21 protein-coding genes are annotated in these 14,762 nt (G+C 44.0%); 10 read left to right on the forward strand and 11 right to left on the reverse strand.

The annotated features are described in order from the left end of the window. Positions 1-8 precede the first annotated feature (8 nt). Complete coding sequence (locus MHH28_RS13595) at positions 9-386, reverse strand: hypothetical protein (protein WP_405115726.1); 378 nt, start codon at positions 384-386, stop codon at positions 9-11. 99 nt (positions 387-485) lie between these two features. On the opposite strand from MHH28_RS13595, the gene MHH28_RS13600 reads away from it, so the two are divergent. The 6 genes from MHH28_RS13600 (at position 486) to MHH28_RS13625 (ending at position 4,684) form a co-directional block, all read left to right on the forward strand. Next, positions 486-812: a DUF6809 family protein gene (locus tag MHH28_RS13600; RefSeq protein ID WP_405115728.1), complete on the forward strand. Its 327-nt coding sequence runs from the start codon at positions 486-488 to the stop codon at positions 810-812. A 219-nt stretch (positions 813-1,031) separates the two neighbouring features. Continuing rightward, complete coding sequence (locus MHH28_RS13605) at positions 1,032-1,892, forward strand: alpha/beta fold hydrolase (protein WP_405115730.1); 861 nt, start codon at positions 1,032-1,034, stop codon at positions 1,890-1,892. 63 nt (positions 1,893-1,955) lie between these two features. Then, the gene (locus tag MHH28_RS13610; protein WP_405115731.1) at positions 1,956-2,627 is read left to right on the forward strand and encodes an SOS response-associated peptidase; all 672 of its coding nucleotides are present in this window, start codon (positions 1,956-1,958) and stop codon (positions 2,625-2,627) included. Positions 2,628-3,217: 590 nt separating this feature from the next. Further along, on the forward strand, positions 3,218-3,577 hold the full coding sequence (locus MHH28_RS13615; RefSeq protein ID WP_405115733.1) for a hypothetical protein: 360 nt from the start codon (positions 3,218-3,220) through the stop codon (positions 3,575-3,577). 310 nt (positions 3,578-3,887) lie between these two features. Beyond that, positions 3,888-4,265: a matrixin family metalloprotease gene (locus tag MHH28_RS13620; RefSeq protein WP_405115735.1), complete on the forward strand. Its 378-nt coding sequence runs from the start codon at positions 3,888-3,890 to the stop codon at positions 4,263-4,265. Positions 4,266-4,285: 20 nt separating this feature from the next. Then, positions 4,286-4,684 carry a hypothetical protein gene (locus MHH28_RS13625; RefSeq protein WP_405115737.1) on the forward strand — a complete coding sequence of 133 codons (399 nt, stop codon included), beginning with the start codon at positions 4,286-4,288 and terminating at the stop codon, positions 4,682-4,684. A 279-nt stretch (positions 4,685-4,963) separates the two neighbouring features. Here the strand turns inward: MHH28_RS13625 and MHH28_RS13630 are convergent, their stop codons facing one another. Together MHH28_RS13630 and MHH28_RS13635 are read right to left on the reverse strand one after the other, a co-directional pair. Continuing rightward, complete coding sequence (locus tag MHH28_RS13630; RefSeq protein ID WP_405115739.1) at positions 4,964-5,221, reverse strand: hypothetical protein; 258 nt, start codon at positions 5,219-5,221, stop codon at positions 4,964-4,966. A gap of 641 nt (positions 5,222-5,862) precedes the next feature. Beyond that, positions 5,863-6,138 carry a hypothetical protein gene (locus MHH28_RS13635; RefSeq protein WP_405115741.1) on the reverse strand — a complete coding sequence of 92 codons (276 nt, stop codon included), beginning with the start codon at positions 6,136-6,138 and terminating at the stop codon, positions 5,863-5,865. A gap of 118 nt (positions 6,139-6,256) precedes the next feature. Between MHH28_RS13635 and MHH28_RS13640 the strand changes: the two genes are divergently transcribed. Further along, the gene (locus MHH28_RS13640) at positions 6,257-6,604 is read left to right on the forward strand and encodes a hypothetical protein (protein WP_405115743.1); all 348 of its coding nucleotides are present in this window, start codon (positions 6,257-6,259) and stop codon (positions 6,602-6,604) included. A 162-nt stretch (positions 6,605-6,766) separates the two neighbouring features. On the opposite strand, the gene MHH28_RS13645 is transcribed toward MHH28_RS13640, so the two are convergent. The 4 genes from MHH28_RS13645 to MHH28_RS13660 all read right to left on the reverse strand — a co-directional run bounded on the left by MHH28_RS13645 (position 6,767) and on the right by MHH28_RS13660 (position 8,451). After that, positions 6,767-7,306 (reverse strand): hypothetical protein, encoded by a 540-nt coding sequence (locus MHH28_RS13645; protein WP_405115745.1) that lies wholly within the window; start codon positions 7,304-7,306, stop codon positions 6,767-6,769. Between the two features lie 35 nt (positions 7,307-7,341). After that, positions 7,342-7,878 (reverse strand): hypothetical protein, encoded by a 537-nt coding sequence (locus MHH28_RS13650; protein ID WP_405115747.1) that lies wholly within the window; start codon positions 7,876-7,878, stop codon positions 7,342-7,344. Between the two features lie 49 nt (positions 7,879-7,927). Beyond that, the gene (locus tag MHH28_RS13655; protein ID WP_405115749.1) at positions 7,928-8,191 is read right to left on the reverse strand and encodes a hypothetical protein; all 264 of its coding nucleotides are present in this window, start codon (positions 8,189-8,191) and stop codon (positions 7,928-7,930) included. Between the two features lie 77 nt (positions 8,192-8,268). Then, complete coding sequence (locus MHH28_RS13660; protein WP_405115751.1) at positions 8,269-8,451, reverse strand: hypothetical protein; 183 nt, start codon at positions 8,449-8,451, stop codon at positions 8,269-8,271. A 216-nt stretch (positions 8,452-8,667) separates the two neighbouring features. Between MHH28_RS13660 and MHH28_RS13665 the strand changes: the two genes are divergently transcribed. The 3 genes from MHH28_RS13665 (at position 8,668) to MHH28_RS13675 (ending at position 10,040) form a co-directional block, all read left to right on the forward strand. Next, positions 8,668-8,961: a phosphatidylinositol kinase gene (locus MHH28_RS13665; protein WP_405115753.1), complete on the forward strand. Its 294-nt coding sequence runs from the start codon at positions 8,668-8,670 to the stop codon at positions 8,959-8,961. A 96-nt stretch (positions 8,962-9,057) separates the two neighbouring features. Then, positions 9,058-9,303, forward strand: a complete 246-nt coding sequence (locus MHH28_RS13670; RefSeq protein WP_405115755.1) for a YuzF family protein — start codon at positions 9,058-9,060, stop codon at positions 9,301-9,303. 74 nt (positions 9,304-9,377) lie between these two features. After that, positions 9,378-10,040 (forward strand): aldo/keto reductase, encoded by a 663-nt coding sequence (locus MHH28_RS13675; RefSeq protein ID WP_405115757.1) that lies wholly within the window; start codon positions 9,378-9,380, stop codon positions 10,038-10,040. A gap of 98 nt (positions 10,041-10,138) precedes the next feature. Here MHH28_RS13675 and MHH28_RS13680 read toward each other — a convergent pair whose 3' ends face one another. The 4 genes from MHH28_RS13680 to MHH28_RS13695 are packed head-to-tail and all read right to left on the reverse strand — an operon-like array spanning position 10,139 to position 14,762. Then, entirely contained in the window at positions 10,139-11,863 is a 1,725-nt protein-coding gene (locus tag MHH28_RS13680) for an ABC transporter ATP-binding protein (RefSeq protein ID WP_405115758.1), read from the reverse strand. After that, complete coding sequence (locus MHH28_RS13685) at positions 11,860-12,717, reverse strand: ABC transporter ATP-binding protein (protein ID WP_405115759.1); 858 nt, start codon at positions 12,715-12,717, stop codon at positions 11,860-11,862. The genes MHH28_RS13680 and MHH28_RS13685 overlap by 4 nt, the downstream gene beginning before the upstream one ends. A 9-nt stretch (positions 12,718-12,726) precedes the next feature. Then, positions 12,727-13,740, reverse strand: coding sequence for an iron ABC transporter permease (locus tag MHH28_RS13690; RefSeq protein WP_340752396.1), 1,014 nt, complete (start codon positions 13,738-13,740; stop codon positions 12,727-12,729). Next, complete coding sequence (locus MHH28_RS13695) at positions 13,737-14,762, reverse strand: FecCD family ABC transporter permease (RefSeq protein WP_405115762.1); 1,026 nt, start codon at positions 14,760-14,762, stop codon at positions 13,737-13,739. Before MHH28_RS13695 ends, MHH28_RS13690 begins: the two co-directional genes overlap by 4 nt.

Consider the following 14,762-nt stretch of genomic DNA (forward strand, 5'->3'; position numbering starts at 1 on the left):
TTTTTCTGTTAAGGCTGAATACTAACCTTTGTCGCGTACCACTTCCCGGATTTCAATTTCAGCGTTAGCTGAACAGGTTCTCTGAATCCAAAATCATCATCATATTTCTGAGTCACATATACTTTTGCACCTGCGAAGTAGTGCAGCGGCAATACAAAACCGATATGATGAGAGCTTGAATGATACTCAAAAGCATCAGATGTCATCCCGCGTTCAACAGGATTTATTTTGCTGTATACTGAAGGACTCATGTAATTCATATCAGCGTCCTTCCTCATAGCTTCTTCTAATATGATCTTGGTATCATGCGATATCCATGCCCCAAACGCGATGTAGGTAATAATAAATAGAAGAATGAATGAAAGCAGTACGTTTCTCTTTTTCATGGGTACCTCCTTTTAAAAATATTGATGTTGAAAGATTCAGAAAACAATTCTATCGCTCTGTAGAGTATACTACGTGGATTTAACAGCTTACATCTTTTATTGTTGAACACAAAGTATTCTATCGATGAAGGAGATGAGCAAGTGGTCAGTATTCTTGAGAGCCTGTATCACGGCAACTTGCACCCAGATGAAAATATCATACCCGATGACCCGCAGTTCTCTATTTTAAGAAAAAGAACATCTGAGATCATAGAGGTTTGGAAGGGACGGCTTTCAACAGAGCAATTCGACGAATTAGAAGCACTGTTAGACTTGTATGGTCAAACTCATGGCATGGAGTTGGCAGCTAGTTTCAAGTATGGATTTCGCTTGGGGGCGGGGATTATGGTAGAGGTTTTAACCGGGGAGGAGGGGCTTGCTTCCTAACCTTTGAAGTAAGTGAGTATACAGCAACCGAATAAGTAGTCCCAACACTTACCTCCTCTATCCTTAATAGCCAAGCGCTATAATCGGATGGGGAGGTTTTCTGATGCCGATAAGCGGTCCTATCTAAACCCTCCCTAATTTAAATCCCCTTATTGGAAGATTAAAAAACACTTCTACGGGTAACTTTGGATATAAGGCTATTCAATAAGGAGGAAGCAGATGCTATTTGAAAATTTTCAACTAAAAACAGTGGATACTGGTGATGTGAAGATTCGCTTACGGCACGGCGGAGAAGGACCTCCGCTACTTCTTTTGCATGGTCATCCTCAAACGCATATGATGTGGCACCGTATCGCCCCGCTTCTGGCCAAAAAATTCACGGTAGTTATGCCGGATTTAAGAGGATACGGTGATAGTTCCAAACCTCAAACCACAAATGATCATTTTCCTTATTCCAAACGAGCTATGGCCAGAGATCAAATTGAAATGATGAAAGAGTTGGGATTTACACAATTTTCAGTTGTAGGTCATGACAGAGGGGGAAGATGCGCCTATCGTCTGGCTCTTGATTTTCCTGAAGTCGTCACCAAGCTGGCTGTCCTTGATATTATCCCAACAGGAGAAGCCCTTAGACGCACAGATAAAGAATTTGCTCTCGGATTCTGGCATTGGTTCTTTCTGGCCCAACCATTCGATCTTCCTGAAAAATTGATTGGACTAAATTCGGATGATTTTTATTTTCAGGGAGACAGGAGTATTTTTCACCCCGAAGCCTTAGCCGACTATTTACGTTGTATTCATCAGCCAGGAACGATACATGCAATGTGTGAGGACTATCGGGCCGGCGCTTCTATCGACTTTGAATTAGACGAGGCAGATCGTGGAATCAATAAAATGATATGTCCCGTTCTAGTATTATGGAGTGATCAGGGCGAACTCCCTAAATGGTATGATGTATTGTCGGTTTGGCGGGATTGGGCTGAAACCGTAGAGGGCCGGGGAATAAATTGCGGACATTATTTAGCAGAAGAGGCGCCTGAGGAGACATTTGAAGAGTTGTATAATTTTTTGATAGATTAACTTCTCATACCATATTTATAGTTTATAAAGTTATAAAGACATCCTTATAGGGAGGTTGATTATATGTGTGGACGCTTTACGATCACAGTCACACTTGAAGAATTGATCTCACATTATTTAATAGATGACAACAAAATTGCTGTTCTGAAACCAAACTATAATGTGGCACCTATGCATAATCTCCCTGCTGTAATCGCCGGTGACCAAGGCAATCTCCTGGGTGAACTGCGCTGGGGGTTGGTACCTTTCTGGGCCAAAGACGATAAGATCGGCAGTAAGATGATTAATGCCCGCGCGGAGACCGTTGCTGAGAAGCCCGCCTTTAAACGGCTGCTTAAATCCAAACGCTGCATTATACCCGCAGACGGGTTTTATGAATGGAAAAAGGATGGCTCCGGCAAACAGCCGTATCGAATCCTTATGAGTGATGGCGGCATTTTCTCTTTTGCCGGATTGTATGACACTTGGGAAGATCCCGAAGGAAAGAAATTGAGTACCTGCACAATTATCACCACTACCCCAAACAGTTTAATGGCTGATATACATGACCGTATGCCGGTGATCCTCCGGTCGGAGGATGAGTATGAATGGCTGGGGAGAGATAATGATGATATTAGCTCCCCCTCAAAGTTGCTGAAGCCTTATGATGCTTCAAAGATGAGAGCTTATAAAGTCCCTTCGGCTGTAGGTAATGTGCAGAATAACTCTAAAGAATTGTTGGAGGATATCGGCTAAAAACAACCCCCTCAAGCTTCCCGGGGCCTTACTTTTGGCATCTTAGTAATCGGTCCAGTAATTTGTATTCCCTGTCGCTGTCCAGTGCTGAGGCTTCGGCAGGCTTTCTTCAGCTTGATTTTTAAACTGGACGTCCCTCTCCCATGCTTTGATCACAATTTCGCTCTCAACCGGCAGTTTCTTGTTCCATTGAATGTAGTGTGCCCGACAAGCTTCAGCATTCCCGCTTTGATTGCCGCAATTCTCCGGCCCCTCAGCCGCTCCAATTCTGCCAGTGCAGGAAAGTATCCTTGGAATTGAACGATAATCCGCAGCAACTTACGTGAGGAATCATCAAGCATACCTACACTTCTGCACAGGCTGCCACGACAGGCTATTGGACGCAAGGAACAACCAAGGTGCAACGATGGTGAGGCTGATAGCCCTAATCCGTCCGTCACGGATGCCGTTTATTCAATGGAAATAACAAAGCACTTCACTTGAATAACAACCAATATCATTATTTTTTTATTTTGATTATATAAAAATAAATGTAAATTTTATGTTAAATTATACATATAGAAATTTAATCCAGAAAGGGGCACGTTCTTATGAAGAAGTTCTTTTGTCTGGTTTTTGCATTCATTCTTTTAATAATTGTGACAATAGGTTGCAACCCGTCATCTAAACAAGCTACTAGTAGCGATTGGAGTTACCTTTTTGTTGTCTGGAATGGAGATATGTACACCTTCAATGATGAAACAGTTGATGCTGTGGATGAACAACTAGGTGAGGTAGAAGAATATTCAGATGATGAAGCTAAAAGTTTCTCTTCTAATATATTTTCTAATAAATATAGTGTTGGAACTAAAATCTTTAAAATAAAAGATGTTTCAACTGATGAAGCTATCGCTATTGAGTCTAACGGCAAATACTATAAAGGAAAGAATATCGGCAAATATGGGTCCTGATCACCAATAGGAGATTTGAACTATTTAAAATGGTTCTTATCTCCTTTTTTTGTTTTAAATTTACAATAATTAATTGACAGGTCATGTCAGAAGTTTTATCATGATGAGGAATACAAATATTCCATAAGAAGGAAAATATTATAATGAAATCTGGATTGATGAAATTAACATCTGTTGCTATGTTACTTTTTTCATCGTTTTCAGTTTCTTCTAATTCAGTAAACGCTTACACGACAATTGGTGGTAAGTACGGCGTCAGCACTATTCATAATATATATATATAGGGACTTCTGCAACTTATAATTTTGCCATGGCCAATGGTGTTCAAGCATGGAATAATGCAGGAGTTGATGTTACTCTAGATTACAATGGATCTCTGGGCGGAAAAGATCAGATATATTTTTATAATGACACTTATGGAGCTAACATAGGATGGAATGCTCGTTGTGCAAATAAACCAGTTCACAGTTCAGGTATTTATAAAAGTTCAGATATAGATTTTAATATGAGTACAATGGACAATATGACCAACGAACAAAGACAAGGGGTTTCTGCTCATGAGATAGAACATGCTCTTGGACTAGATCATGTATCTGCAACAAATCAGGTAATGTGTACTTGGAGTGGCGGTAGAACAGCAATTGTCCCAGGATCTGATGACAAAAATGGTGTTAATACCCTATATTAATATGAGAAAGGACGAAAACCATGAAAAACAAAAAAAATATTAATAAATTATTAATAACTGTCTTAACCTTTATTTTGATTGGAGGATTGAGCTTTACTTTTTACAAATCTGATGCATCCGATTCAAATAATAATGTGAAGATGCATTTTGATTTAACAGAGAGTTTCGATTCTATTGAGGGTCTAGAAAAAAGCTCATCTTTAATTGCAAATATTAAAGTCAATTCAACTAAAAGCTTTGATTATGGTAACATAGTATTTACATTATCTGATGTTACAGTTAAAAAATCATATAAAGGTAGTATTCCAAGTAATTCATCTATTAGTATTCTAGAAACTGGCGGAGCTAGTGAAGATGGTTACAATTACAATGTTGAAGGTAGAAGCACGTGGAGAGCTTCAGAAGGTTACATCGCTTAATGATTTGAATTTAGAATAGTGATAAAAAATAACCCGTCCGGCAATTAGCCTGGCGGGTTATTTTATGTATGCTCTGAATTCAAATCAATCTCTTCTAAAACAATTGCCTGCTATTTTAACTATACCTGAATGATACCCTTCTACTATTCCTCCATAATCTTTTATTCATCCTTCTGGATAGTCATTGTATTGGTGCCAGACAGATACTCGCGTTTGTGACATGGCTGTAATCATGAAGTCTGTATCGCTCTTCAGGACTTTATACGTAGTAATCGCCCATTACCTCTCATCACTATAATATATTTTGTCTAACAGTTCTTGTCTGCTGCCTTTATAGTCATACTTCATTGTAATTTTCACAAGTTCTAAAAACGAATTATGAGAACCTGCAACCTCCCAGCGTTTATAACTTTCTCCATTGTAAATCAATTCGTTTGCTTGAACTTCAGGACCACGTGATGTATTAGCTAATGTGAGATTAAGTTCTGCTGTATTTCCGTCGTGATTAATTTCAAAAACTTTGGTTTGTCCACTCACTCTTTTGAGGTGTGTCTCAATAATCAGAAATGATTCGGGGTGTATTGATGGATAAAAAGCTTAAACAAAACATTAAGACTGCGGCCGTAAACCGAGAAATGATTGTTGTATGGCTCTTGGACGGGGAAAAGGTGAAAGGTATTGCAGAGGTATCTATCTATATTAGTTAGTTCTTTTCCCAAAAAGTGCTATAGCAATTTTTAGTAGTACATAGGAAATGAGGAAGCAAACTAAACAAACTCCAACTAATGAAATAATGTTTAGCTCATAACTCTCAGCCTGTGCAGATATACTAAAAATATCTTGATACCCAGAAGAAAAATTATTTAGTCTAAGGCTAAGAAATGGAAACAAGGCTCCAAACTTATATTCGTACGCTGTATTCGAGTGTTCAATAGAAATAGGTTTCATTAAAGAGAGTAACAGAATTATTAAAGTAGTAATCCAGTAGGTTTTCTTCTTCAACACAGTCATGAAACCACCTCAAATAATTAATAATAATGAAATGAAGAATTATGATCTATCTTCAAGAAATCCGCTAAATTAATTCTTATTACTTAACATTACCTAATTCTTCGTTATAATAACATACCCCGGCTTTGCAACCACTTTGACCTTCATAAGCATTAAATATCCAAAGATTATTGTGATTCCTCTATTTTCTTCAATCTGTTTTTTTGAATCATATTAGAATTAAAAACTACTAAATAATAAGATGTTTTATTTAATTCCTTAGTATCAAATTTAGAGGGAACTTTTATATTTATCTTTTCTCCCCATTCCATGGTTACAGTAATGTTTTGTTTATCTATTTCTGCAATTCGAACAATAGCAGCAGTACTTTTCATACTACGAATAAAAATAATGAATACTAAGATGATAAGTATCGATAACAGGAATTTTATGTTTTTCGACATTACACTCTCCTTCTAATTGTTGTCCACACTATATACTAATGTTTATTTAATCCTATAGTAAATATTACCACATTCTGATAGAATGATTTTGGTTAATTACATATATTTAGGGGGATCTATGAACAGTAAGAAATGGTGGCTACTACTTGTTGCGGTCTTGTTAATTGGTGGCAGTATTGGCGGAAAAATTCTGTATGACGCGAAAAAGGAACGTGATCGTCAAGACCTGCTCCATATTGGAGATCGATTAGAGAAGTCGTTGTCTGACTACGAAATTACTGTTAATCAAATAAACGAGGATAAGGAATTAGCAGAGGAATACACCAACCTAATGGAATCTATCGTTGATGAGGATTTTGCAGCAAGCGAGTTAGACGAAATGACAGCTAAAGCCTGCAAGATGGAGAGCGAATTAATGGAAATCTACCCTACCGTCTATACAGAGCCTAGTTCTGTTTGTGATTGAAAGGAGTGAAAAATAAGCCGATAAAAAGCCCATAGCGATGGCTAAGGGCTTAAGTCCGTTATATGAAAAGCAATTTCTAGATCCGCATACCTTTAGCATATGTTATGCAGTCCTACTTTTCTTAAGACAATTCTTAACTCTGTTATATTGGCATTATATAGTTCAATGTAAATAAAGAGCTGCGTTAATATCAGAAACTAGAATCAAATCTGCCTCCCCTTTGTCATTGAACTTGACTGAAACAAGATATTTTTTGTATTTAGCATTTTCTTGATCTGGCTTCAATTCGTTCACATACTCTTTCTTTTCAGAATCATACACGTAATTAAGAGTGTCGGGTGCCTCTACTGCTTTATCTTCACCGTAAATTTTTTTAAAATCGTTCTTGTTCATATTAATTTCTGCGCCATCTACAGTCTTGAATTTCCCCTTTGACTCTTCATTAAGACTGATGAAAACCACTGAATTATCTCTATATGTAATCGAGATACCGTTATTGTACCTTATCCTACTTCCAATTCCTTCATCTTCCGGTTCACCGACAACCTTCTCAGCACCCGTCCTGCTCATACCATAAGTAACGATGGCCTTTTCATCGTCCACCTTTACAATTGATATATCATCTGGTGTAATTCCGCTTTTTGAAGATCCACAAGCTGTCAAAAAAATCACAAATAATAATGTAAAAGTAACCTTACGCATTCTTTATCCCCCTAAGTATTTTCCCTAATTTTTTATTACTTCCTATCAAAGGTTGCTTTATGATCCGACAAAAGTATACCTTCCAATTCTCCCCCATTATAACCAAAAGATATTTCATAAATTTTTTCTCTTTCTTCTGAGCCAGCTACCATCTCGGAGAGATATCTTTTATTTATCGAGTCATATGCATATGCAAAGACCATTCCATTTTCTCCTATGTAATTATCCTCACCGTATATTTTTTTCAGTTCATCTGTATTCATATTTATCTCAGCGCCTTGTACAGTCCTATAGACACCTTTAGAAGCTTCACCTAAATAAATAAACACTACAGAATTATCTCGGTAGAGTACCCTTACACCATTCTTATAATTATAAGAGTTTGCCTCACTGTCTTTTTCCCCTTCTCCAAGCACCTTTTCTGCTGTTGAACGACTCATACCATAGCTTACAATTTGTTTTTCATCATTTACTTTCTCTATTGCAAGATCATCCGTGGTTAGACCGCCCCCCTTCGAACTGCAGGCAGTCAAAAAAATCAAAAACAATAATACTAAAAAACTTCTACGCATCTTCATCCTCCTTTGTATTCCTTAAAGTTTACCATGAGCAGAGATTACCCTATGTATAATAACGAATCTTTAATGTACTACTTTTTCCACTTGGCGTTGAGAAAAGAATCTCATCAATTCTTTTTTTATAATCATACATAGCTTCACAGCATAGGGGCATTCTGTGGTTACTATCAGGCGATGGATACCCTCCTACACTTCTATGAACATCACCAGAAACAATATCTACATACTCATATCCTTCGTTACGTGCTTTGTCTATTATCCGTTTAACTTCCCGGCGAAAATCGTTTCTTGTTGGGGGTTGGCTCATAATCATCCCTCTTCCAGATATATATGATCAGTATAGTTACTTTGGGATATTATGTATATGAGAACAAGGAAATTTATTTATGAGCAAAGGTATGGAGAGTATCTCACAATGACGTCGGCGGTAATCCGCCCCGAATTGGACATGTTCGTGATCGTCTTGTAGATTCCGGTAACGTTCAGCGTATGCTTTGCCCCTCCAATATAAATGTCCATTGTATCCCCTGCTTTAATGCCCAGCGTTCTGGCCGTCCACATTCTCATAGCCAATCTCATCTTAGTTACCATCCGCCGCCAGCCTTCTTAACAACGGATAAATCATTCCCTCCGCTATGGAAAATTTCTGCAAGATCTGCTCAACCAGCTCATATCTGTATCGGTCCTTCTGTGAGAATTTTGTGTGCTATGGGCATATGCCGTGATGGATATGGGTTGTAGTCCATAGACTGTTGACGAGATAGTATTTGAGGAGGTTTACCCATGGAAACGAATTATCAACAAGTTGCCTGGAATTGTATGAATAAGTATGTCGGTATTACTACAAGCGATGGTCAATCTCACGACGGGTTTGTTGCTCATATCGATCAGAACTATATTACACTTGCCATTCCCACCAATGAAATGATGGGCCAGATGAACGGAATGCCTGCTAACGCAACAACCTACAGACAATTCGGATACTATCCGGGTTTCTACCCGCGCCGCCGCTTTTATCCAAGACCGATCCCCTTTGGTGCCATTACAGCTTTGTACTTGCTTCCATTTTTTATTTAATAATGATTAGGGAATTCGTTATTGCATGGGCATCCGCCCAGTTCTTTATGTTGGCATTAGCATAGGATGATGTATAACCATTCGGGAGGTAACAAAGTGCTGAATAATCAAATGTATCCAATGCAGCAACAAATGCCGCAAGCAATCATGGTCTATCCTATTGATCCCTATGTAGTCGAAACCTTAATGTCTGTAAAAGGTAAACAGGTGGTGCTCGAAACCACTCGCGGTGGGATAAGCGGCTGCTTAGTGGAAGTTAAGCCAGACCACGTTGTATTGGATACCAGGGGCCGGAAGTTTTTCGTACGAATCTGCGAGATTGTCTGGATCATGCCAGAATAGATTTCTGTGAAGGAGCTACGATAGTAGAGATCCCCTCAGTGTTACCCTAGCTGGGCGAGGAAGGCAGCCGCCTTATGATCAGACATGCGCTCGAGTCAGGGATTAACTTCTTTGATACTGCTAATTTGTATTCGCACGGAACCAGCGAGGTAAGCGTCACCATGAGAACTTGGCAGTTCGCCAAGGCCCTGCATCTCCAGAAACAGAACGGTTGGACACGCTTCATCTCCATGCAACACAACTACAACTTAATCGCCCGTGAAGAAGAAAACGAAATGATCCCGCTCTGTGCCGACGAAGGGATTCAGACCATGGTCTTCAGTCCGCTGTCCCGTGGGGTCCTGGCCCGGCCTTGGGGCGCACAAACAGCCCGCTCCGAGACCGAATCCGGTGCTGCCCAATACTTCCAGGCAACTGCGGCAGCCGACCAAAAAATCGTCGAGGCCATCGGCCAAGTAGCAGAGGAACGCGGAGTCAGTCGCGCCGAAATCTCGCTTGCCTGGCTGTATCGCAATCCCGTCGTTGCCGCCCCAATCGTAGGAGCCCTCAAAACCAGTCACATTGACGATGCCATCAAAGCCCTCTCGATCAAGCTATCCGACGACGAAGCTGCAAGGCTCGAAGCTGCTTACACCCCTCGTATCGACGTAAATGTGAGAAATTCCGACCCGAAATCGATTGCCCGCATGGCCGCAACCGTTGGACATGAGGTTGCGATTCCGGGTGGGGGGAAGTGAATTGAACGGAGCAAGAGGCCCATGCGGGGTTGCATGGGCCTCTTGCTCCGTTCTCTTTAATTAGGGGTCCTGACCCTTGAAGACCGATCCGATTACATTCAAGAAGCTTGCGTCGCATACAATCGTGCATAAATGCCGCCGCTACGCAGCAGTTCCTCATGCGTACCCGTCTCGGCAATCTCTGTGCCCTCCAGCACGACGATCTGGTCGGCATGACGGACCGTCGATAGGCGATGGGCAATCACCAGTGTTGTGCGATCCTTCGATATTTCGTCCAGCGCCTGCTGGATCTCTTGCTCGGTCTTGGTATCCAGCGCCGATGTCGCTTCATCCAGAATGAGGATCGGTGCATTGCGCAGAATCGCCCGTGCGATCGAAATCCGCTGTTTCTGCCCTCCTGACAGTCGTACACCGCGTTCACCAATCACCGTATCGTAGCCTTGCTCCATCTGTGCTATGAAATCATGCGCTTTCGCCGCCTTCGCTGCGGCCATCACGTCTTTCCCGGTCGCATCCGCCCATCCATAAGCGATATTGTCATACACCGTGCCGTCAAACAGGAAGGTATCCTGCAGCACCATTGAGATATTGTCACGCAGGCTGGAGAGGGTTACATCCCGAATGTCGATGCCATCCACTTGAATTGAACCGGTCTGCGGGTCGTAGAACCGGTTAACGAGACTGGCCAATGTCGTCTTTCCTACACCGGTAGTACCTACAAGCGCCACCGTCTTTCCAGGCTCAATAGTCAGGTTCAGCCCTTCTAGTACAGGAGCACCATCCGGATATACGAATGTGACATTCTGAAAGGATATCTGTCCTTGTATACGCGGCAAATGGACTGCATTTCGCTTCTCCTGTATGTCTTCCTCCTCTTCCAGCACATCATATACCCGTTTAAGACCAGCGGCGGCTCGCCCGGACATTTCCACTAAGCCGGAAAAGGACTTTACCGGTTGATAGAACATACCCAGGTAGGCGATGAATCCAATGATATCAGCAATACTTACCTCACCTGTTGCCATCAATCTGCCGCCTAGTATCACGACAAGCACAGTACCCAGCGCGGTCACAAATGCCAGCAACGGCACAGAGGTCTCATAGAACAGACTGGCGCGCAAATAGGTCTTCGTATGTTTCATAGCCAGACGGGAAACGTTGCCCCGCTCCTCCTCCTGCCGATTGAAAATTTGGATTTCCTTCATGCCCGACAAGTTCTCCTGCACCTTGCCAGCAATCTCTCCCCGCGCCTTGGAATTCTCTCCCCATAGCGGTGACAAGCGTTTGCTTTGCCATACCGTGATCGCAAGCAGCAACGGAATTGTGATCAGACTGATCAGTGCCAGCTTCACATTGATCGTCAAGAGCAGGATGCCTACTCCGATAAAAGTCAGCCCGTTGATGATAAAGTCAGGAATGGCATGGGCAATGTAAATTTCCGCTTCCATCGCATCATTCACCACGCGCCCGGTCAAGTCACCCGTCCGGCTTCGATGGAAATAGCGCAAGCTCATTTCCTGATATTTGCTATATAATCTTGTTCTTAAATCTGCCACATAGTGAAGTGCCGCATAATGGTTCATATAGCCGGCCAGTGATGTTCCGATGGCTTGCAGACAGGTGGCTCCAAGCAGCAACAGACCAATCTTCAGCGCTTCCGCGGCAAACCGGCTGCTGCCTTCGGTCGCCAATTGTGTCAACGAGCGGAGCGCCCAAGGCAAATAAAACCCGGCAATCGTGGCCATCACGATACCGGCAAATCCAATGCCTAACTGCAGCCAGTATTTCCGTGCGCCCATCAGGACACGCCATGCGGTTCTCATGTGGCAATCGACTCCTTCTGTTCCTCAGCTTGCAGGAATCCTTGATCTGCTTCTTGGTCTCTACGCTTATCACGCAATAGCTCGTACGTCACATACACCGGCCGCCCTGTTCGCGGTTCCAGCATAATCTCGGCATCAATGGCAAATACCTCACGCAGCGTCTGTACCGTCATTACACGCTCTGGCGAGCCATGCTCCACCACCTGGCCCTCACGAATCGCCACCATATAGTCGGAGAAGCGCGCTGCCAGATTCAGGTCATGCAGCACCATCACAATCGTCACCTGCTGACTGCGATTCAGTTCATAGAGCAGTTCCAGCACTTCGAGCTGATGCGCCAGGTCCAGATAGGTGGTGGGTTCATCCAGCAGGATCAGATCGGTCTGCTGGGTGAGCGCCATCGCAATCCATACGCGCTGACGCTGACCGCCAGAGAGCGTATCCACCTCACGATGCTCAAACGCTGTAAGCTGTGTAACCGATAGCGCCCAGGTGACTACTTGCTTATCCTCTTTGGAGAGCTTGCCGAAACCCCGTTGATGAGGAAAACGCCCATAGGCGACTAATTGGCCGACTGTCAAGCCGCTCGGTGCGGTTGGCGTCTGCGGCAGAATCGCCATCTGCTTGGCGACTTCCCTGGTGGACAGTGTGCGGATATCGGCACCATTCAGATAGACCGTACCATTATTCGTCTTGAGCAGCCGGCCGACTGCCTTGAGTACGGTTGATTTGCCGCATCCATTGGGACCAATAATCGAGGTGATCTGTCCACGCGGAATCTGCAAATCCAGTTCTTTGACGATAAGCGTGTCATTATAGGCAATATCAATTTGCTCTGCTGTAATACTTTCCATGACGTCCTCCTAATTGGCCTTCGCTAGTAAATAAAGAAAGTACGGAACACTGATGACCGTAATGACGATTCCCGTCGGCACATCTCCCCCCAGGTTAACCGTGCGCGTAATCGTGTCAGCCAGCACCACGACTAATCCGCCGGTCAGGCTGGCAGCCGGAATGAGTAATTTGTGATCAGGCCCGACCAGTTTCCTTGCCATATGCGGAGCGATCAAGCCAACGAAGAAGAAGCTCCCGCCAACAGCTACACTGCCAGAGGATAAAGCAACAGCAGCGATCGACAACCCCAAAAACTGCCGCTTCACGGAAAGTCCCAGCCCTTCTGCCGTCTGATAGCCCAGATGGAGGGTGTTCAGCATCCGGGACTTGTAGAAAATATAACCGATTAAAATCAAGACCCATGGTGCCAGTACGGCAATATAGCGCCAATCAGCGCCCCACAAGCTCCCCGCCAGCCAATTCAGCATGAAGTCCATCTGCGAATCATCCAGCTTGAGTGTCAGGAAGGTGGTCAGCGCCCCATACCCGCTTCCGAGTGCAACCCCGGTTAAGATCAGACCGATTGGCGAGAGGTTTCGCCCACGGTGATACGATAATAAGAAGATCAATCCCGCCGCCAGCAGGCCGCCAACAAAGGCCAGCAGCGGCAGGGCAATGAAGGAACTTTTTCCTGCCGATGCGATGAATACTACGAAGAACAGGACAAACAAACCCGATCCTGAACTAATCCCCAGTGTCCCCGGACTAGCCATGTCATTGCGCAGCAAGCTCTGCATCACGACCCCAGCCGCGCCCATTCCCAGACCTACCAAGATCGACAGTACGATTCGTGGCATTCGAAAATCGAACAGGATCAGATTTTGCTTGCCGGTACCGTTTCCAAGGAGGACATTCAGCACTTCTAGCGGTGAAAGATTCATCTTGCCGGAATTCATGCTAATGACAGCAAACATAAGGATAAGCACCATAAGCACTACATTGACGAGGATACCCCGTTGCACCGTATAACGCTGCTTGATCATTCGAATTCCCTCCTTTGCCTGCGGGCCAGGAAGAGAAAGTACGGCACACCAATGATAGAAAAAATAATGCCAATCGGTGTTTCGAACGGCCTATTGATTAAACGGCCAGCCAGATCGGCCGATACGGTCAGCAACGCACCATATAGCGCAGCAGCCGGAATAATGTACCTGTAGTCGACACCGACCATGTATCGTACAATATGCGGGGTAATCAGACCCACAAAACCGATTGGGCCAACCACGACAACAGCCAATCCAGTCAGCACGAGCACGGTAATTGTCGACAGCCCCTTGACCAGTCCGCTGCGAATACCGAGTCCACTTGCCACATCATCCCCCAGACTAAGCAGTGTAACAGAAGGAGCCAGCGCCAACGCCAGCAGTACACCACCAACAAATAGAGGGGAGATAATCAGTAATTCCTCCCACTTGGCCCCGGCTGTACTGCCTGCGGTCCAGAATGCCAAGGCCCGGCCCAGGTTGTAATTGATCGCCAAATACTGACTGAGTGCGCCAAACAGCATGGAGATGGACAGCCCTGCCAGCACCAGCCGCTGAGGTGTCATCCCGCGCTTGCCCAGTGACGCGATGAAGTATGTGATCCCGGTCGCGAGCGCTGCTCCCAGACAAGCAAACAGCATCATCTGCCCATACGAATACCCCGGTAGAAAGGCCAGGCATAGCGCAATCGCGAATGCTGAACCAGAGCTGATCCCCATCAGCCCGGAGTCGGCCAGCGGATTGCGGGTTGTCCCCTGCATGATCGCACCACAAACCGCAAGGCTACATCCGACGATCAGATCGGCTACGGTACGCGGAAGACGTAGGGTTTGAATAATTTGATGTTCAGTGAGCGTTGGATCAAACCGGAAAATAGCCTCCCATGCAGTCGCTAACCTCATGTCAGCGGCACCAAAGCTAATCGACGCCGCTGACATGAGAACCGTTAATCCAAGCCCTACCACCATGTACATGGTGAAGTTCACCAACCCACGGCGATTTTGTTCAGGCTTGTTTTTCAT

The sequence above is a fragment of the Paenibacillus sp. FSL K6-1217 genome (assembly GCF_045040735.1).
Classification (GTDB): Bacteria; Bacillota; Bacilli; order Paenibacillales; family Paenibacillaceae; genus Paenibacillus_AQ.